Genomic DNA, 18,108 nt, shown 5'->3' with positions numbered 1-18,108 from the left:
GCTCTTTTAAAAAATAAAGGCTGTTACTTATTTATTCAGTAACTTTTATTCAGCAGTTCTGCGGCTTTCGGAGCGAAGTAAGTAAGAATGCCGTCGGCGCCCGCACGCTTAAATGCGAGTAGAGATTCTAAAACTACCTCATCCTCTTTTAGCCATCCATTTGCAAATGCAGCCTGATGCATAGCGTACTCACCACTCACCTGATAAGCGAAAGTGGGCACGTTGAACTCATCTTTACAGCGGCGAACAATGTCTAAGTACGGCATTCCCGGCTTCACCATTACCATGTCTGCCCCTTCTTCAATATCAAGTGCTATCTCGTGAAGGGCTTCATTAGAGTTTGCTGGGTCCATCTGATAGGTTTTCTTATTTCCACCTTTAATGTTAGCAGCCGAGCCCACCGCGTCTCGAAATGGGCCATAGTAAGACGATGCATATTTTGCAGAGTAAGCCATGATGCAGGTGTTCACATACCCTTTGCTTTCTAGCGCTTCACGAATGCGACCTATACGTCCGTCCATCATGTCAGAGGGTGCAACAATATCAGCCCCCGCCTCGGCATGAGATAGCGCCTGTTTTACTAACACTTCGACTGTTTCGTCGTTAACGACATAGCCGTCGGCGTCAATAAGTCCATCTTGCCCATGGGAGGTGAAGGGATCGAGAGCAACATCTGACATCAACATGACCTCAGGGTACTTTTCTTTTATGGCACTCAGGGCAGTTTGCGTAAGCCCTTCTGGGTTAAACGCTTCTTTAGCACAGTCGGTTTTTAGTGCCATTGGCGTAACAGGAAAAAGCGCAAACGTTCTTATTCCCAAGGCCACCCAATTTTCCATCTCTAACAGCAAGAGATCGAGAGACAGCCGTTCTACATTTGGCATTGACGGAACAGCCTCTCGGGCATTTTCACCTGGCAACACAAATACGGGGTAGATTAAATCATCAACAGAAAGCGCGTGCTCTGCAACGAGACTGCGCAATGCGTCTTTAGCTCTTAGCCTGCGCATGCGCTTATTTGGAAAAGAAGTGGTCATAGTTGGTCCTGCAAATGTTGAGATATTACTTTGTTTCGCCCGGTTTGTTTTGCTTTGAACAGCAAGCTATCGGCGAACTTAAATAGAGTTTGGGCTTGCTCTTCATCTTGAATAACAGCAGTTGATACGCCTGCACTGGCAGTAAGTTTAATTTCACTACCCTCATAGTTAAATGGCTTGTCTGCTAATTCTCTGACTATGGTTTCTGCTAAATGTGTAGCACCTGCCAAGTCAGTGTTGGGCAGAATAAAGGCGAACTCTTCTCCACCAATTCGGCATAAGTCGTCACTGGGGCGGTGAATGTGTTGTTGAAACAGCGAAGTCGTGTGTTTTAAACACAAATCGCCCGCGTCGTGCCCATACGTATCATTAATCTTTTTAAAATGGTCAATATCGAGAATGATCAGCGAAAGCGGGATTTCTTCTCTTCTACTTCGTCTGCCTTGGGCACGGAGGCTTTTATCAAAGTGGCGGCGATTGTGCACACCTGTAAGAGGGTCGATAGCGTTAAGCCGCTCTAGCTCCTGATTCACTTCAGAAAGCTCTCTTAATGTCACCTCTAGCTCTAAAGTGCGCTCTTCAACTTTGTATTCTAAGTCTTCTTGATGACGCTGCTGCATGGTCAGCAGGTGCTCTTTGGCTGTATTCGCCTGTTTTTCCTGCTCTAAAGCAAACTGTTTTGCATCAATAAGAGAATCTCGGCTGTGACTAAAATTAATGGCCAAAATGAGCGCTAAAATAAGGGTTTCAACTGCCCCGCCTATAATTAGTAAAGTATTTGACGTTAAGGGGAAATTTACTAAATTAACGTTATCAAAGCTTGCCGCTAACGCACTAACTAAGAGAAAACCCCACGCGATGGTAAAGTATCGTGCAACTCTTTCACCCTTTATTGCCAGCCAGGCTCCAAGCGCTAGGGTGTAAGTAACGATAAAACTTAATGCAATCAAGAATGCTTTAATCATAAATGAGTAAGGCAAGATAACACCGCCAACAAGAGTGATACCGCAAGTCCAACCAATACCAATCATTATTCTATCGCACAACAGGCTGTACTTTTTAATCGGCAGTAAGCTGCGAGTAAACATGCTGGCAAACATGATTGTTGCACTGGCAAAAATAACCGCGGCCTTACCCTGAAACCAAGGGCTATTGCTCCATATATAGGTGAAACCATATCCCTGAAGCGTAGCTATGGTAAGCGCTAAACAAAAAACATATCCTGAATAGAGAAGAAATGAGCGGCTTCCTGTTGTGACAGTCAGAAAGATATTGCTGATCCCCATAGCGATAAGAATTCCGAAAAACACACCCAGCGCGGCATTTCGGTTAGCAGTAAACTGAATGAACTCCCTTTCTTTCCAAATCCGCACGGGCAATCGAATGGTGCCCGTTGTTTTTACTTTAATAAAAACTCGCTGAGAGAACTGACTAGAAGGTAGGGGAAACAAGGGCTTAACATGTTGTAGCGGGCGTACGCTGGTAGGTTGAGTGTCTCCGGCAGAATAAAGCACAACAGGAGTTGCCCCAATACTCTCAAAAACGCCCACGTCGAGAATATCGAGCAGTGCATAGTCGATATGCAGTAAATACTGACTCTCTGGGCTTTGGGTAGGGTCTACGACCAGAGAAAACCATACGGTTTTATCGCTCATGCCTAAGTTGATAGGCGAAGATATCGCAGTCCAGCGGCTCTTCGGCACCTGCTCAACGTTATCGAAGTCTATCTCGTCATTAGTAGTCGTTAAGTACTTTAGCTGAGAATAGTGCGGCGGCAACGAAGTACTAGGGGAGATATTCAAAAACAGCCACACAAAGATGGCAACCGCTAAACAGGTGGTAAGCAGCAACCAAGCATCGTGATTACGCAGTAAATACAGCTTTTTTCTCATATCTCAGTCAATACTAAATAAGGTTAGCGTATTAACAAAACTGCTTTTACTAAGCTGTTGGGCCGGAACACCAAGCATATCGCTTACCTGCTCTACAATGTGGGGTAAAAAAGCAGGCTCATTGTTTCTTTTTCTTGGTCTCAGTGTTTTTGGGAAAAGGTAAGGCGCATCGGTCTCGAAAATGAGTTTATCGTGAGGAATACACGCAATAGCATTTCTTAACGACTCACCGCGTTTTTCGTCGCAAACCCACCCTGTAATTCCAATATACAACCCTAAGGCTAAGTAGTCTTTTGCTTCCTCTACACCTCCGGTGAAGCAGTGCGCGATACCATTGGGTAGTTGGGGAATATATTTTCTTAGCAGCGCTATTTGAGGTTCAAAGGCATCACGCTCGTGCAAGTACACAGGCTTTTGCAGCTTGACAGCAATCTTTAGCTGCTCCTCAAACACCGATAGCTGAGTTTCTTGCGCAGAAAAATTGCGATTAAAATCTAAACCACACTCCCCTATTGCGACACAGCCCTTTTGTTGAGCAAGTTGCTCGAGTTGCATCAACCCGTGTGCATTTACATCTTTTGCATTGTGCGGATGGACACCAATGGTGTAACAACAGATATCGGGGTATTTTAGATATAGCTGGTATGCATCATCCCACTCGCTTGGATGGGTGGTAATGATGCATAACCTTGCAACGCCAGCGTCATTCGCTCGCTGAATTACTTCGTCAGCACTAAATCGCCCGTCTAGCAGATTTACGCCGGCGTCGAACAGTTTCATCTACTTTACGCGCTTCACTTTAAGACGCTTATTAAGCCCTTCCACACTTAAAAAGAACGCGCCGAAAAGACCTTTTTCAATACTTACCGTTTGACCTTTTTCAAGCTTTAAATAGGTATTATCGACTTGCTGCCATACCGCGCCATCACTGAAGGTAACAACGGTTTTTCCTCGAGCTCCCTCTGATAGGTCGGCAATAGTAAGGACAACCTCAGATACTTCATCGGCTGGCGTGCGCTTTCTATCTAAACCAAAAGAGGCTTCAGGATCGCGCTCTTCAGTAACAGCAGGAGCCGGCGCCGCAGCAACACGAGGACGAGAAGCGGGCACGTTGGCAGTCGAAGGTTTAGGCTTTGCTCTGGGTAGCGCTGGCATTTCGCTCATTTGCATATCTGCATCGTCATACTGGCTCAAAGACTTCGCCATGCGGTCATAACACATTAGGCGCTTTAAGCTGTTTTCTGTAGCACGACACTTTTCAATTGCCTTACCAACACTTTCAGCCTGCGCTGGCAACGCATTTAAAGCCGCCAAAACTGCAATAAAAGGGATTATTCGAGTTTTCATTTTTTTATTCCTTTTTAATAAATTATTTAGGCGTCGTCAGAAGCGTTTGTTGTGTCGTCGCTCATTTTATTTTCTTCACGCTTTCCCTTACCCGCATACAAACCACCTATCACTACGCCTACTTCAAATAGCAGCCACATAGGGATGGCCAGTAAGGTTTGCGAAATGATATCGGGCGGAGTTAGCAGCATACCAACAACAAAAGCGCCTACCACTACGAAAGGTCGCTTTGCCCGCAACGATTTAGCGTCGGTTATTCCCGTCCAGCACATAAGGATAATGGCAATAGGAATTTCAAACGAAACTCCGAACGCAAAAAACAACTTTAATACAAAATTTAGGTAGCTGGAAATATCAGTACTTACTGTTACTCCTTCAGGGGCAACACTGGTGAAAAACGCGAAAGCGATTGGAAATACCACAAAATACGCGAACGCCATACCAGCGTAAAACAAAAGAGTACTAGAAAGCAGCAAGGGAGCGACTAACCGTTTTTCGTTACGATAAAGCCCTGGAGCCACAAAACCCCAAACTTGATAAAGTACGTAAGGTATGGCGATGAAAAAAGACAGCACCAACGTAAGCTTAAACGGAGCAAAGAAGGGAGAGGCAACATCGGTAGCAATCATAGTCGCATTTTCTGGCATAGCATCTAACAGCGGCATAGCCAGCAGTTGATACAAATCTTGCGCGAACGCGGCCAGACACAAGAACACAACAAGCACGCTCAGTAACGCCTTTAGAATTCTGCTGCGTAATTCAATTAAATGAGATAGTAAGTTGTTTGCGTCAGACATTTACTGCTTTTTATAAGGTTCTTGAACCGATTCAGCCGCTTTTTTCAACTCATCCACACTTTTTTCAAGTTCTGGTGAGAGTTCTTTAAGTCCCTGCTGTTCCGCTTTCTTAAGATTTTCATGCAACTCGTGCACGCGCAACTGATGCTCAACTTCTTGCTTAAAGCCAGTTGCCATATTGCGCACGCCACGAACGGTATTGATGGTTGAACGTATGGCACCAGGCAATCTCTCTGGCCCCAACACTAAAAGAGCCAAAACGCCTATAACCAAAAGCTCCCAAAAACCAATATCAAACATTAGGACTTATCTTTCACATCACTTTCTGTTTTTGTCGCTACTGAGTCAGAAGTACGCTGTTCTTCTACCTGCTTTTTTTGGTCGAAGTCTGCGTCTTTATCGTCTTCAGTGATTTCTTTTTTAAAGCCTTTTATAGCACTACCTAAATCGGTGCCAATGCCTTTTAAACGCTTTGTGCCAAAAAGTAACACTACTATCACTAGTATTATCAGCAGCTGCCAAATACTAATACCACCCATAAAATTTATCTCCCAAACTTCAATGTGCCCAGTATGCCACTGCAAGACGCTCCTTTCACCTGAATATTTATCTTATCGAATAATCATTGACCTTTTACTTCATGCGTTTCATTCTTCTTACTACAAGGTAATCTTTTCGGTTTCACTTACAGTCCACACAGGCTTTACCATTATTAACAAGGAGTTAGTCATTAATGACATGCGCTGTCACTGTGCTATGCCATTTTCTACTTGCTAATTTCTCACCTTCTCAGGGCGAGAGCGAGGCGGTGAAACACAGTCAAAACGCGCCTAGTGGAGTGATAGTGACCACCAACGTTGTCAAGAAAAAGGCCATAGAAGTAGATGACGGTCATCAACATGACTACGAAGAGCAATGGTTTGATATTTGGCAGCGTAGCTTTACTAATTCGATGGACTTTACAGTAAGGCAATTCGATGGCTGGTTTTACAGTAAAGAAAGCGATGAGAAGCTCATGGGTTCACAGGCTAGAGCCCAAGGGCGGGTTCAACTTGCTTGGGAACCTCGCTCTGGCATGTTAACAGATACCGATGTGCGGTTTCGCATTCGAGTAAAACTGCCAGCACTAGAAGAGCGGGTAGATTTGTTACTGAGTGATAACGAAGATGAAACCCAAGATTCAGCCATCAGAGCAGCGAGGGATACAGCAAACAACAACCGAGATCGCACAACTATCGCCCTTCGTTTTCGACCAGATCAAAACTCCCATTATTCTTTTAGAATTGGCGCTGGCAGGCGTGATCAGCTTTACACTCGAGCAAGGTACAGAGATGCGGCAGCGATAAGCGAAAACTGGGCTGTTTTATACGATGCTGAAGTTTATTATTTCACAAGGGATAGACTGGGCGCAGAGCTGGGCGCTGCTTTTCAATACGATCTAAACCCGCAGCATTTAATTCGACAGAACAACCGTTTCTTTTATCGCGATGAGACCGACGATTGGTTTTGGCGACACGAAATTCACCATTTGTATTCCCTAAATCGTCACAATTCGCTCATTCCCCACTTTATGGTAGAGGGTCTTAGCCAACCCAACTATCGCGTTGAAGAGATTTACAGCGGCTTGAGATGGCGTTCAAATACGGTGAGAGATTGGCTATATTTTGACGTTGAGCCCTTTGTGTTGCTACTGCGAGAGGTAAACTTTTCTCCTTCATTTGGTGTGGCCCTGCGCGTAGAGGCGTATTACGGAGATGTGTCTAACAATTGAGTTTGTGTTGTAAGCAACTTTTTCGGTATAAAAAAGGCCAGTGTTGCACTGGCCTTCAAATGTTTGAATATAGTTGTTCGCAGTTGTGCGAATAACTAAACGCTAAAGCCTAAGCGCTCTATCACCACGAGCAAGACCACACACACCCGTTCTCGACGACTCGATAACCTCTGCGCATTGGCCCATAGTGGCCGCAAATGCGTCAAGCTTGTCGGTAGTGCCAGTAATTTCGATAGTGTAGTTATTGGCGTTCACATCAAGAATGCGGCCGCGGAAAATATCTGAATTACGCTTAACTTCCGCGCGCACTGACTCGGTACGGGTAGCGACTTTAATTAACATTAATTCGCGCTCAATGTGCGTGTTTTCCGTTAAATCTGCCACCTTAAGCACGTCAATAAGCTTATTTACCTGCTTAGTGATCTGCTCGATAACCTTGTCATCACCATGGGTAATGATAGTTAAGCGTGAAAGGCTTGAATCGTCTGTGGGTGCTACGCACAACGAGTCTACGTTATATCCACGCTGAGAGAATACACCAACAATTCGAGATAGTGCGCCAGGGGCGTTTTCCATTAATACTGAAATAATGCGTTTCATTAGGTTCGCTCCGTCTTACTCAAGCGCATGTCATCCATGGCTCCGTACTTAATTTGCATGGGATATACGTGTTCGTTTTGGTCTATAGCAATGTCCATAAACACCAAGCGATCTGTGTAGCTGAAACATTTCTCCATAGCGGCGTCGAGTTCATCTAACTTATCGACCTTAATACCAATATGACCATAAGCTTCTGCAAGCTTAACGAAATCAGGCATCGAATCCATGTAGGAGTGTGAATGTCGACCTTTATAGATCATATCTTGCCACTGACGAACCATGCCAAGCGCGCGGTTATTCAACGAAATAATCTTGATAGGTAAGTTGTATTGCAAGCAGGTAGACAGTTCTTGAATATTCATTTGAATACTACCGTCACCCGTTACCACTACTGATGTGGCTTTAGGGTGAGCAAACTGAACTCCCATTGCCGCGGGTAGGCCAAAGCCCATAGTACCTAGGCCGCCAGAGTTAATCCACTGACGTGGCTTATCATACTGATAATATAAGGCAGCAAACATTTGATGCTGACCCACGTCCGAGCTCACAAAGGCTTTGCCATCGGTGTGCTTATAGAGCGTTTCAATAACTCGCTGTGGTTTAATAACTTCTTCGCCCTGCTCATAATTCAAGCAAGCTTTTGCTCGCCAAGTTGCTATTTGGCTCCACCAATCGGCAAGCTTTTCAGGCTGAGCAGAAAGGTCTTTCTTATCCACTTGACTAAGGATTTGATCTAAAACCTTATCTACCGAACCAACCACTGGAATATGTGCGTTCACCGTTTTAGATATAGATGCTGGGTCGATGTCAACATGTATGATATCGGCGTGAGGGCAAAACTTATCAACGTTATTAGTTACACGGTCGTCAAATCGCGCACCTAAAGCAATGATACAGTCGGCATTATGCATCGACTTATTCGCTTCAAGGGTGCCGTGCATGCCAAGCATGCCAATAAATTGCTTATGTGTTCCCGGCATGGCACCAAGCCCCATTAGGGTACATGTAACGGGGGCGTTTAGCTTTTCGGCTAACTCAATCACTTTGCTGGAGGCGTCACAGGCTACTGCTCCACCGCCAACATATAAAATCGGTCGCTCCGCTTTCAACAGTGACTCTACTGCTTTTTTGACCTGTTTTGGGTGACCCTTTTCAGTTGGATTGTAAGAGCGCATAGTTACGTCAGACGGGAACACATACGGATGTTCGTCCGCAACACTTACTAAATCTTTCGGTAAATCAACAACTACCGGGCCTGGGCGACCTGTATTAGCAATATAGTAGGCTTTTGCAATTGCCTCAGGAATATCAACTGAGCGCTTTACAAGAAAGCTATGCTTAACAATAGGACGTGAACACCCTACCATATCAGTTTCTTGGAAAGCATCTTCACCTATATGCATAGAAGGCACCTGGCCCGATAGCACTACCATAGGAATAGAATCCATATATGCAGTGGCTATACCGGTAATCGTATTTGTTGCTCCAGGACCTGAAGTGACGAGAACGGTGCCGGTTTTGCCAGTTGAACGTGCATACCCATCCGCCATATGTGCGGCTGCCTGTTCATGACGTACGAGGACATGTTTGACATCATCTTGTGCAAATAAAGCATCATAAATGTCAAGTACGGCACCACCTGGATAACCGAACACATGTGTTACTCCTACATCTTTTAGCGCTTCAACCACCATGGCTGCGCCCGACATCATTTTCACTGTTGTATCTCCCGTTAAAGGTTGTGAGTTGTCATCTTTCGCTGACGATGTCCGGACTATATCGAAGCTAATAGGAAGATAAAACACCAAAATGAGGAAAAGTGAGATATATATCCCAATAATAGCAATAATTAGGATGAATATTTCATATTGAAGACATTATTCACCTAAAATAGGATACCTATTTACAATCAGTTAACAAAATTTGGAATTTATCATCTGTTACGTTTGTTTTACGCATGTATTGAAGGCTAATCAGACACATCCACATCAAGATCGCTATTGTCATTGATGTCTTCGTCATTATCCGCGTCGGTATCGTCAATGACAGGCTTTTGTGAGCCATAGATGCTTGCGGTTTTAGGCCTATTTATTCGTCGTTGATATTTAAGCCACACCTTTTCTTGGGGAGTTGAAGGTTCGCGATGCCCCAAAGCTGACTCAAGATAAGCTTGTTCCTCATCATTTTCCGGAGTTATTTCGCCGTCAACCAGGGCGGCAAATAAACTTCCATGAGATTGCAAAAGCTTACTTTCGGAGATAGAAAAGTCACCAGAACGGGCAAAGCCATAAGGGTAGTTCTTTTTATCGACAAATAATTTACTCGCTACCTGCTGTTTTGAAATAACCGCCATATCCACCTCGTTCAAACTATATTAGTTGGGTGTAGCCAAGCGAGACCAATCTCTTACTTAGCGTAAAAATAGACTACCTATTTGACATATAACGACATGCTATTGGTAGGTTTAGTTGGGTTTGCAGCTACTGTCAAACCCAAAACACGAGGTAGTAAAAACTTAATATTTTAAATCAAAATAAGATGCAGAATGCTTCACGCAGCCTTGTACTATTTAGCGCTTCTCACTGACCCAAACGGTAATAATTCCATCTACAACAACGGTACCATTTGTATCGTATGCTTTTACTGAAATAGGCAGGTCACCAGGCTTCCATGCATCTTCTGGTACTTCAGCCACGCATCGAATATCGGTATCCGCTTTTGCTGGATACTTCACTTCCATCCCTTTTGGGATCCAACGCAAATACTTGGGGATAGACGCCTCACACATAAACCCCATCGCCATTTCTAAACCGTTACAAATAGCAATTACGTGAACAGTACCAATGTGATTTTGAATTGCCTTTCGTTTTTTTAAGGACACTTCGCAATAGTTGGGGCGAATATCGGTGATCAGCGGAGAAACAGTAGAAAAATATGGCGCCCGTCTAGCAGAGTACCAACTAAATAGTTTTTGGCCGAACGGGAGCTTCATAAATTTGTTGTACATATTCAGTACATAATTCTTGTTCATAATTTACCGCTGTATAGTTATAACTGCCGCGAGAAAAGATGCATCCGCACATAACATTTGGTAAACGCATCTGGTTAGACCAGCAAGAGTAGCGATAGAAAGCATTAAAATCAATGCTTTGATGTCAGGCCTAGGCAAGCCCCTCTTAATTGAGATTTGCAAACATTAAAAAGCCCCGCTTAAGCGAGGCTTTTGTTTGATTTTAGGTTAGCACGCATTGTTGTACTAACACTCTAGTATTAACCTTCTTACATATTGTAATTAACACCTAAGAAGAAAAAGCGTCCACGAGGCCCTGCTGGACGGGACAATGTGCCTAGGTATGGGTCTTCCTCAAACGCGTTATTCACACCGCCATATACTTCTAACGAATCGTCGAATGTATAAGAAACTGAAAAATCGTGAACTAAAGCAGAACCTGTAGAGGTAATGCTGACGAAGTCCGGGTTATTTTCAATATCTTGATTTTCAAGACCAGGGAGTAACTGTGAGCTTTCATAGCGACCGCTCCAACCAATGACAAAATCGCCGATTAGGTAATCTACATTCATATTCACTATCCATTCTGGACGGCTGAATGTACCTAGTACGTCTGTGACTTCATCGGGTGCAGATACGTCACGTACTTCCTCGTTCTTGAGGAAGTTAGTTCCATTTATAGTGAAGTTAACGCGTGAGTCAGAATCGGTAAGCTCTGCAAGGTCAACAACGTAATCGATACGGAAGTCGATCCCTGAAGTTTCAACTGCTGCAAGGTTAATGAAACCAGAGCGGAAGTTAGTAATAAACCCGTTTGAACCATCGCGATCTACCGCGTCACAGAACTGGTTGTTAATCGTTGGAGCATCAACACAGTTTGAAGCGATATCAAAACCAGAAAGGCTATCAATAAGACCATCAACTTGAATATTGTAATAATCTAGTGTGAATACTAGACCATCGAATACGCCGTCAAATTCACCTTCAGGCTTCCAAACTGTTCCTATCGTTACGGTTTCTGCTTCTTCTGGTTCTAGATCTGGGTTACCACCGGTTGTACCGGCAACAAACGCAGATAAGAAGTTGGTTGAATCATATGAGCCATCGGCAACGCTATCACCAATTAAAGCAATACAGTTTGCTTCACGGAATTCTGAACCCGCTTCAATAAAGTTCTGGTTACACGGATCGTCACCTGCACCCAACGTTGCAGCAAACGTAGGCGCAAAAGCTTCGTTGATATTGGGTACACGTACCGCCTCAGAGTACGTAGTACGTACACTAAAGGTTTCTACCGGAGACCATACAGAGCCCACAGTCCATGCATCGTGAGTGCCATATGGCTCGTAATCTGAACTTCTGTAAGCTGTACGCAGCTCTAAGCGCTCAGCAAAGTCTATTCCTTCAAGCACAGGAATAGTGGCCTCAACAAAGTATTCGGATACATCGTATTGTCCGTTTGAAGGGTTAGTTGGCCCGCTGCGCGAGTCTAGTGTGCCAAATGTAAGACCAGATGCTGAATAAGGGTCTGGTGTAAAAGAGCTCGTCTCACGACGCCACTCATAACCAAGCGCAAAAGATACGGGACCGGCTGGTAGTTCAAATAAGTCAGACGAGTTACCCGACACCACAGCTAAGAAGTTTTCTTGTTCAATTTCGTTTTGCGATGTAGCAGGTTGGAAAATAAACGCGGCTGCTTCTGCACTAACAGAGTCTTTGCCGAATAGGTTAACCGGCACACACGAACCGTCGCCAGGTTGGAACGTAAGGAAGCCGAAATTTCCGTTAACCGTTGGGAAAGGTGACGTTGGCGGTAATGCCGAACTGTCTAAATCAGAACGACAAACTGTCTCACCGGTTGAGGGGTCAGTCACAGCGTCAATAGCAGCAAAATAACGGTCTTCAAGACGCACTCGAGACGTTATATCGGCATCAGTACGACCGTAGTTATAGAATACTTCGTATTCTAGTTCGGTATTAGGAATATAACCGTCGAAACCAGCTACGATACGGAATGTCTTACGCTCGGCTTCAGGGTTTGAAGTTGCATTGAAATCGAGAACGTCGCGAGACATTACCAAACTTACGCTTTCGCCTTCGGCATTAAGCTGGTTTATTTGAGAAAGTAGCGCGCTAGGTACAAACGGGTTATCTAACGAAATAGGGATATCGTCGTTGAAACCATTAACCTGGTTAGTTTCTTTTGTTTCGCTAGATACAAATTTAGCGTCAACAAAGAAGTTTATAAATTCGTTCACTTCATAATTAGACACAGCTTGAACTAAGACTCTCTTAGATTCAGGCAATATCAACTCGCTGTCTGGAGATGCCGGAACACCATCACCACCACTAGCGTCGAACGCACCCACATAGACATCGCCTGGGTTATAGGCGCGTAAATTACCGTCTTCACCAATTACCTGACACGATGGGATCATTTGTGAACCAATAGTTGAACACCCTACCGTGCCCCCTGAACCTGCTACATCTCCAAACGCACTTCCCGTAAGTGATATCACACCACGATCACTGGAAATAGGAAGGCGGTAGTTTGGCACCCATGTATTGTCAAAACGAGGGTCTACACCAAAGGCTTGTTGAGTAGCTTCTGTGTTAGCGACTTGAGAAAATAGACCAGAGCCAGCAAAGTCTCTGTCGCGCGCAAATACTGGGCTTGTTTCTTGATATTCAACGGCAAAGACTAAATCGCCGCGATCACTGCTAAAGCCATTCGCTAGTGAGAGGAAGAATTCATTAGCATCACCGTCATCTGTTACACCGGTTTGCGTGCGAACTTCTAAGCCTTCAAACGATGCGCCATCACGCATATTAAAGTTAACCACACCGGTTACAGCATCTGCACCATACACAGCAGATGCACCACCTGTAAGAACTTCTACATTGCGTAGTAATGCAGTTGAAAGCGCATTAACGTCAACAGAGCCTGTTCCTTCGATACCAGAAACATGACGACGGCCATTTTCCATAACCAGCGTCCTCTCGCTACCTAAATTACGTAGGTCGAGTAAACTTGCACCTAATGGTGTACCGTTAAACGCAGAAAAAGAGCCTGGTAATGAGGCTTGTAATTGCGGAGATTCACGCAGCATGGCGCCAAGATCGATTTGACCTGAGGTCTTAATGTCGCCCGCATTAATAGCCAGTACTGGACTTGCCGCACTAAGTGATGAATCTTGCGCAACACGAGAACCGGTTACCACCACTTTTTCGACCTCCCGTTCTTCAACTTCAGTCTCTTCCTGAGCCTGAACTGCTCCTGCACTTACGGCCAGTGCCGACGATACGGCAAAGGCTAGTACAGAAATGTTATTGCGCTTTGGTAAATCAAAAGCCATGTGTGTTTCTCCGAATGTTTTCTTGTCTTTTGAGGCCACTATTCTTGCTGATAGCTAATGGCAGAAAGACTCATTTTATGTACCTTTAGGTAAGCATGTTTAAGACGCGCTTGAGCGGTACTATTATTTACAGCGTATTCTTTGCAAACTGTTCTGACATTGCAGACAATGCAAGCTTTGTGCCCAACAATTGCTCATTTATTCGCAACATGGGCATTTGGAGCCGCGAATTATGCATATTTATTTATAAAAATCCATTTAATATGCACTCATTGAGAATTCAAGACCCTTTTCGCACTACATTAGTGCAAAAAAAACAAACTTTCACGCCCGCTCACAAGGGATAAACGAAAAATCGGGCAAAATCAAGATAAGCACGCACCAAAACAAGGCAAATAGCCTTGAATATTGATTCAAAGTAAAAGTGAAAAGGGTATAAAATCGCGGCACACAGCCATCAAACCCAACAAACTTAATACTTTCGTATAAATTTGAGAAATATGCGGAAATTTGAAGGTTTTCGAAGCGAGAACAGGAATTCGAGCTCATGTAAAGCAGTGACCGACACTCGGTCGCGGGTCAACAGGGGTCGCATGAAATCAGACACAAAATTAAATAATAAAATGAAGTATAAAAAATTTGGAGCGGGAAACGAGATTTGCTAACTGACCGACACTCGGTCGCCGGCCCACAGGGGTCGCATGAAATTAAATTATAAAATGAAGTATAAGAAATTTGGAGCGGGAAACAGATTTGAACTCGTTGCGAAGCAATGGCCGACACTCGGTCGCGGGCCCACTAAGGGTCGCGCTTTTCACGCTCACTGAAAGTAAAGTTTACTATCAGGTTTAAAATTTGGAGCGGGAAACGAGATTCGCTAACTGGCCGACACTCGGTCGCGGGCCCACTAGGGGTCGCGCTTTTCACGCTCACTGAAAGTAAAGTTTACTATCAGGTTTAAAATTTGGAGCGGGAAACGAGATTCGAACTCGCGACCCCGACCTTGGCAAGGTCGTGCTCTACCAACTGAGCTATTCCCGCATAGAGTCGATGCTATTGCATCTTTTGGTGCTTACTTAGAGTAAGTTTATTTGAATTTGGAGCGGGAAACGAGATTCGCCAACTGGCCGACACTCGGTCGCGGGCCCACTAAGGGTCGCGCTTTTCACGCTCACTGAAAGTAAAGTTTACTATCAGGTTTAAAATTTGGAGCGGGAAACGAGATTCGCTAACTGGCCGACACTCGGTCGCGGGCCCACTAGGGGTCGCGCTTTTCACGCTCACTGAAAGTAAAGTTTACTATCAGGTTTAAAATTTGGAGCGGGAAACGAGATTCGCCAACTGGCCGACACCCGGTCGCGGGCCCACTAGGGGTCGCGCTTTTCACGCTCACTGAAAGTAAAGTTTACTATCAGGTTTAAAATTTGGAGCGGGAAACGAGATTCGAACTCGCGACCCCGACCTTGGCAAGGTCGTGCTCTACCAACTGAGCTATTCCCGCAACAAAAAGGCACTTCGTTTGAAGTGGTGCGCATTTTACAAAAATTTTGGGGTAACGCAACCTTTTATTCTACTTTTTTAGTGCCTGTGTTCATGAGTGCTTAAATCGTAAACACTTTCTCTCGGTAATAGCGCATTTCTTCAATAGATTCGCGAATATCGTCTAGCGCAAGATGCACACCTTTTTTCTCAAACCCAGATAGAATCTCTGGTTTCCAACGGCGTGTAAGCTCTTTAATAGTGCTCACATCAATACTTCTGTAATGGAAGTACGCTTCCAATTCTGGCATGTACTTAACCATGAAACGTCTGTCTTGACCTATTGTGTTACCGCACAGCGGAGACTTACCAGCTTCTACCCATTGCTGTAAAAAAGCGATGGTTTCGGCAGCGGCTTCTTGCTCGTTTACCGTACTGTCACGGCAGCGCTTTGTAAGGCCGCTTTCGCCATGCACACGAGTGCACCATTCATCCATACTGTCTAACACGCTATCGGGTTGATGAACGGCTATAACAGGCCCTTCTGCAAGAATGTTGAGCTGCGCATCGGTCACTATGGTTGCAATTTCCATAACCACACAGGTTTCCGGATCGAGCCCCGTCATCTCCATATCTATCCAAACAAGATTGCTATTGTCTTTGCTCATATCATTCCTCAGTGCATTACAGACATGGCAACCATGTCCTACAAACGTTATTATTGTATTAGTATACGTGAAACTAGAAAATAATCGTGGCGAAAAAACCAAAACTTACACAGAGACAGAAGCGTCAAGTGGCTGCTAATCGCAGCAAACGCTTACAGGAAAAACAAGCGACGTCTTTATCGGCAACACCCGATGAGAGCGCTCTTATCAGCGGCACCGTAATAGGCCGTTTCGGTAAGCACGCCGATGTTGAAAGCGCTGAAGGTACTATTTATCGTTGTCACATACGCAGAACTGTCGAGTCTGTAGTTTGCGGCGATACCGTATTTTTCAGTAAGGGAGATACCACAGATACGGGCGTTAACAGTGTTATTGAAATTGTAAAAGACAGACGTTCTGTACTAACTCGCCCAGACTTCTATGACGGTGTAAAACCTATTGCAGCCAATATAGACCGTATAATTGTAGTAAGCGCCATTCTTCCCTCTTTATCTACTAACATCATCGACCGATATTTAGTCGCTTGCGAAGACATTGGTATTACGCCACTTATCGTAATCAACAAAGTAGAACTGTTAAGCGAGGACGAGCGAGCCGATGTAGCGCGTCAACTTATTACCTATGAAAAATTGGGGTATGAAGTGCTTTATACCAGTTGCGCTACGGGTGAAGGCATTGAGGCGCTAAACGCTTACTTAAACAATAATATCAGCGTGTTTGTTGGGCAGTCCGGCGTTGGAAAATCGAGTTTAATAAACCAAGTACTTCCTGATGCAGACGAACTCACTGGAGAAATCTCTACAAACTCAGGCCTTGGACAGCACACAACAACAACCGCCAAGTTACTTCATTTACCCGCGGGGGGAGATCTAATTGACTCCCCGGGCGTGAGAGAATTTGGCCTATGGCATATTCCAAGCGAACGCATTACCTGGGGCTTTATAGAATTTAGAGATTATCTTGGCGGCTGCAAATTTCGAGATTGCAAACACCTCAACGACCCCGGGTGTCTTATCAGAGAAGCGGTTGATGAAGGCAAAATCAGCTCTGAGCGATTTGAAAGCTATCACAGAATTTTAGTTTCAATGGAAGAAAATCGCCCCAGTCATAGCCAGCCGCCAGGGGCGTAAGCTTCAGTGTGCAGGTAGTTTAAAACGTACTTATATCGACTTTGACGCATTCATAATCTTAAAGTTGTTTGTAGCAACGTGACATCATGTACAATTGCTCACCGAGAGCAAGCCTTTGTTTAAAAACGGAGAATTTTCAGTGTTAGATTGGCTTAAAGTTAACTTACAGTACGTCACCCCAAAGCACCTTATTTCACGCTTGGTAGGCAAACTAGCCGCGGCCGAAATGGGAAGTGTGACCACGTCATTAATTAAACTTTTCATTAAACAGTATAACGTCGATATGTCGGAAGCCCTTTATGAAGAGCCGACTCACTATAGAAGCTTTAATGCATTTTTTACTCGTCCTCTCAAACCCGAGGCCCGTACGATTGATACTAATGAAAACGTACTTATTCATGCAGTAGACGGAACGGTAAGTCAATTTGGTGACATTAACAGCGACAGCATTTTTCAAGCTAAAGGCCATGACTTTAGTTTGACAACCCTGCTCGGTGGAAAGCCAGACATTGCTGCGCCGTATAAAAACGGAAAATTCGCCACCGTGTATTTAGCACCTCGCGACTACCACCGTATTCATATGCCAATTGAAGGCACCCTCACCGACATGATTTATGTGCCCGGCGACCTGTTTTCTGTCAACCCGCTAACCGCTCAAAATATTCCTGGCTTATTTGCTCGGAACGAAAGAGTGGTGGCTATTTTCGATACCCCAGTAGGCAAAATGGCTATGGTGTTAGTAGGTGCAACCATTGTTGCAAGCATCGAAACTGTCTGGGCTGGCACGGTAACGCCTCCAGCGGGTCAGAATGTTCAGCACTGGTCGTACGAAAAAGACAGTGAAGCGGCGGTAAAGCTTGAGAAAGGTGCAGAATTAGGCAGGTTTAAACTGGGCTCTACAATTGTTGTTTGTTTCGAAAAAGACACTATCGACTTTGAAGACTTAGCGCCTGGTATGATGACTCGTTTGGGTGAGCCCATGGCAATGAAACGTGGCACAAATGATACCGACAGCTAATTT

16 protein-coding genes and 2 tRNA genes are annotated in these 18,108 nt (G+C 44.6%); 3 read left to right on the top strand and 15 right to left on the bottom strand.

Going from position 1 to position 18,108, the window contains the following annotated elements:
- Window positions 1–35: 35 nt before the first annotated feature.
- Genes hemB through tatA form a run of 7 tightly spaced genes read right to left on the bottom strand, consistent with a single transcriptional unit; the run spans window position 36 to window position 5,612 of the window.
- Window positions 36–1,037, bottom strand: a complete 1,002-nt coding sequence (hemB, locus tag CW735_RS02250; RefSeq protein WP_071978514.1) for a porphobilinogen synthase — start codon at window positions 1,035–1,037, stop codon at window positions 36–38.
- Entirely contained in the window at window positions 1,034–2,929 is a 1,896-nt protein-coding gene (locus CW735_RS02245) for a sensor domain-containing diguanylate cyclase (RefSeq protein WP_100970842.1), read from the bottom strand. Before CW735_RS02245 ends, hemB begins: the two co-directional genes overlap by 4 nt.
- Before the next feature lie 3 nt (window positions 2,930–2,932).
- Window positions 2,933–3,709: a TatD family hydrolase gene (locus CW735_RS02240; protein WP_100970841.1), complete on the bottom strand. Its 777-nt coding sequence runs from the start codon at window positions 3,707–3,709 to the stop codon at window positions 2,933–2,935.
- Entirely contained in the window at window positions 3,710–4,276 is a 567-nt protein-coding gene (locus CW735_RS02235; RefSeq protein WP_100970840.1) for a hypothetical protein, read from the bottom strand. It abuts the gene before it with no gap.
- Between the two features lie 26 nt (window positions 4,277–4,302).
- A complete protein-coding gene (tatC, locus tag CW735_RS02230) occupies window positions 4,303–5,073 on the bottom strand; it encodes a twin-arginine translocase subunit TatC (protein WP_100970839.1) in 771 nt (256 codons plus the stop codon).
- Window positions 5,074–5,373 (bottom strand): Sec-independent protein translocase protein TatB, encoded by a 300-nt coding sequence (gene tatB, locus CW735_RS02225; protein ID WP_071978509.1) that lies wholly within the window; start codon window positions 5,371–5,373, stop codon window positions 5,074–5,076. It lies immediately after the preceding gene.
- A complete protein-coding gene (gene tatA, locus CW735_RS02220; protein ID WP_071981115.1) occupies window positions 5,373–5,612 on the bottom strand; it encodes a Sec-independent protein translocase subunit TatA in 240 nt (79 codons plus the stop codon). The genes tatB and tatA overlap by 1 nt, the downstream gene beginning before the upstream one ends.
- Window positions 5,613–5,806: 194 nt before the next feature.
- On the opposite strand from tatA, the gene CW735_RS02215 reads away from it, so the two are divergent.
- On the top strand, window positions 5,807–6,844 hold the full coding sequence (locus tag CW735_RS02215) for a hypothetical protein (protein WP_100970838.1): 1,038 nt from the start codon (window positions 5,807–5,809) through the stop codon (window positions 6,842–6,844).
- A gap of 102 nt (window positions 6,845–6,946) precedes the next feature.
- Here CW735_RS02215 and ilvN read toward each other — a convergent pair whose 3' ends face one another.
- From ilvN to orn, 8 genes are all read right to left on the bottom strand, one after another.
- Window positions 6,947–7,444 carry an acetolactate synthase small subunit gene (ilvN, locus tag CW735_RS02210; protein ID WP_071978508.1) on the bottom strand — a complete coding sequence of 166 codons (498 nt, stop codon included), beginning with the start codon at window positions 7,442–7,444 and terminating at the stop codon, window positions 6,947–6,949.
- The gene (locus CW735_RS02205; protein ID WP_071978507.1) at window positions 7,444–9,162 is read right to left on the bottom strand and encodes an acetolactate synthase 3 large subunit; all 1,719 of its coding nucleotides are present in this window, start codon (window positions 9,160–9,162) and stop codon (window positions 7,444–7,446) included. The genes ilvN and CW735_RS02205 overlap by 1 nt, the downstream gene beginning before the upstream one ends.
- A 251-nt stretch (window positions 9,163–9,413) precedes the next feature.
- The gene (gene maoP / locus CW735_RS02200; RefSeq protein ID WP_071978506.1) at window positions 9,414–9,797 is read right to left on the bottom strand and encodes a DUF413 domain-containing protein; all 384 of its coding nucleotides are present in this window, start codon (window positions 9,795–9,797) and stop codon (window positions 9,414–9,416) included.
- A 216-nt stretch (window positions 9,798–10,013) separates the two neighbouring features.
- Complete coding sequence (locus tag CW735_RS02195) at window positions 10,014–10,475, bottom strand: hotdog fold domain-containing protein (protein WP_100970837.1); 462 nt, start codon at window positions 10,473–10,475, stop codon at window positions 10,014–10,016.
- Between the two features lie 248 nt (window positions 10,476–10,723).
- Window positions 10,724–13,810, bottom strand: a complete 3,087-nt coding sequence (locus CW735_RS02190; RefSeq protein ID WP_100970836.1) for a TonB-dependent receptor domain-containing protein — start codon at window positions 13,808–13,810, stop codon at window positions 10,724–10,726.
- Window positions 13,811–14,775: 965 nt separating this feature from the next.
- A tRNA-Gly gene (locus CW735_RS02180) sits at window positions 14,776–14,851 on the bottom strand.
- Window positions 14,852–15,235: 384 nt separating this feature from the next.
- Window positions 15,236–15,311, bottom strand: a tRNA-Gly gene (locus CW735_RS02175).
- 100 nt (window positions 15,312–15,411) lie between these two features.
- Window positions 15,412–15,957 carry an oligoribonuclease gene (orn, locus tag CW735_RS02170; protein WP_071978503.1) on the bottom strand — a complete coding sequence of 182 codons (546 nt, stop codon included), beginning with the start codon at window positions 15,955–15,957 and terminating at the stop codon, window positions 15,412–15,414.
- An 86-nt stretch (window positions 15,958–16,043) separates the two neighbouring features.
- On the opposite strand from orn, the gene rsgA reads away from it, so the two are divergent.
- Window positions 16,044–17,087, top strand: a complete 1,044-nt coding sequence (rsgA, locus tag CW735_RS02165; protein ID WP_071978502.1) for a small ribosomal subunit biogenesis GTPase RsgA — start codon at window positions 16,044–16,046, stop codon at window positions 17,085–17,087.
- 139 nt (window positions 17,088–17,226) lie between these two features.
- Window positions 17,227–18,105: an archaetidylserine decarboxylase gene (asd, locus tag CW735_RS02160; protein ID WP_071978501.1), complete on the top strand. Its 879-nt coding sequence runs from the start codon at window positions 17,227–17,229 to the stop codon at window positions 18,103–18,105.
- The last annotated feature ends 3 nt before the right edge of the window (window positions 18,106–18,108 follow it).

Origin of the sequence: Alteromonas sp. MB-3u-76 (assembly GCF_002831605.1) — a bacterium.
Taxonomy (GTDB): domain Bacteria; phylum Pseudomonadota; class Gammaproteobacteria; order Enterobacterales; family Alteromonadaceae; genus Alteromonas; species Alteromonas hispanica.
This window is presented reverse-complemented; position numbering and strand designations above follow the sequence as displayed.

Bases quoted from the DNA above. Each gene is read 5' to 3' on its own strand.
- tatC (WP_100970839.1), bottom strand. From the start codon at position 5,073: ATGTCTGACGCAAACAACTTACTATCTCATTTAATTGAATTACGCAGC.
- CW735_RS02195 (WP_100970837.1), bottom strand. From the start codon at position 10,475: ATGAACAAGAATTATGTACTGAATATGTACAACAAATTTATGAAGCTC.
- tatA (WP_071981115.1), bottom strand. From the start codon at position 5,612: ATGGGTGGTATTAGTATTTGGCAGCTGCTGATAATACTAGTGATAGTA.
- CW735_RS02235 (WP_100970840.1), bottom strand. From the start codon at position 4,276: ATGAAAACTCGAATAATCCCTTTTATTGCAGTTTTGGCGGCTTTAAAT.
- tatB (WP_071978509.1), bottom strand. From the start codon at position 5,373: ATGTTTGATATTGGTTTTTGGGAGCTTTTGGTTATAGGCGTTTTGGCT.
- orn (WP_071978503.1), bottom strand. From the start codon at position 15,957: ATGAGCAAAGACAATAGCAATCTTGTTTGGATAGATATGGAGATGACG.
- CW735_RS02215 (WP_100970838.1), top strand. From the start codon at position 5,807: ATGACATGCGCTGTCACTGTGCTATGCCATTTTCTACTTGCTAATTTC.
- CW735_RS02240 (WP_100970841.1), bottom strand. From the start codon at position 3,709: ATGAAACTGTTCGACGCCGGCGTAAATCTGCTAGACGGGCGATTTAGT.
- ilvN (WP_071978508.1), bottom strand. From the start codon at position 7,444: ATGAAACGCATTATTTCAGTATTAATGGAAAACGCCCCTGGCGCACTA.
- CW735_RS02245 (WP_100970842.1), bottom strand. From the start codon at position 2,929: ATGAGAAAAAAGCTGTATTTACTGCGTAATCACGATGCTTGGTTGCTG.
- hemB (WP_071978514.1), bottom strand. From the start codon at position 1,037: ATGACCACTTCTTTTCCAAATAAGCGCATGCGCAGGCTAAGAGCTAAA.
- maoP (WP_071978506.1), bottom strand. From the start codon at position 9,797: ATGGCGGTTATTTCAAAACAGCAGGTAGCGAGTAAATTATTTGTCGAT.
- CW735_RS02190 (WP_100970836.1), bottom strand. From the start codon at position 13,810: ATGGCTTTTGATTTACCAAAGCGCAATAACATTTCTGTACTAGCCTTT.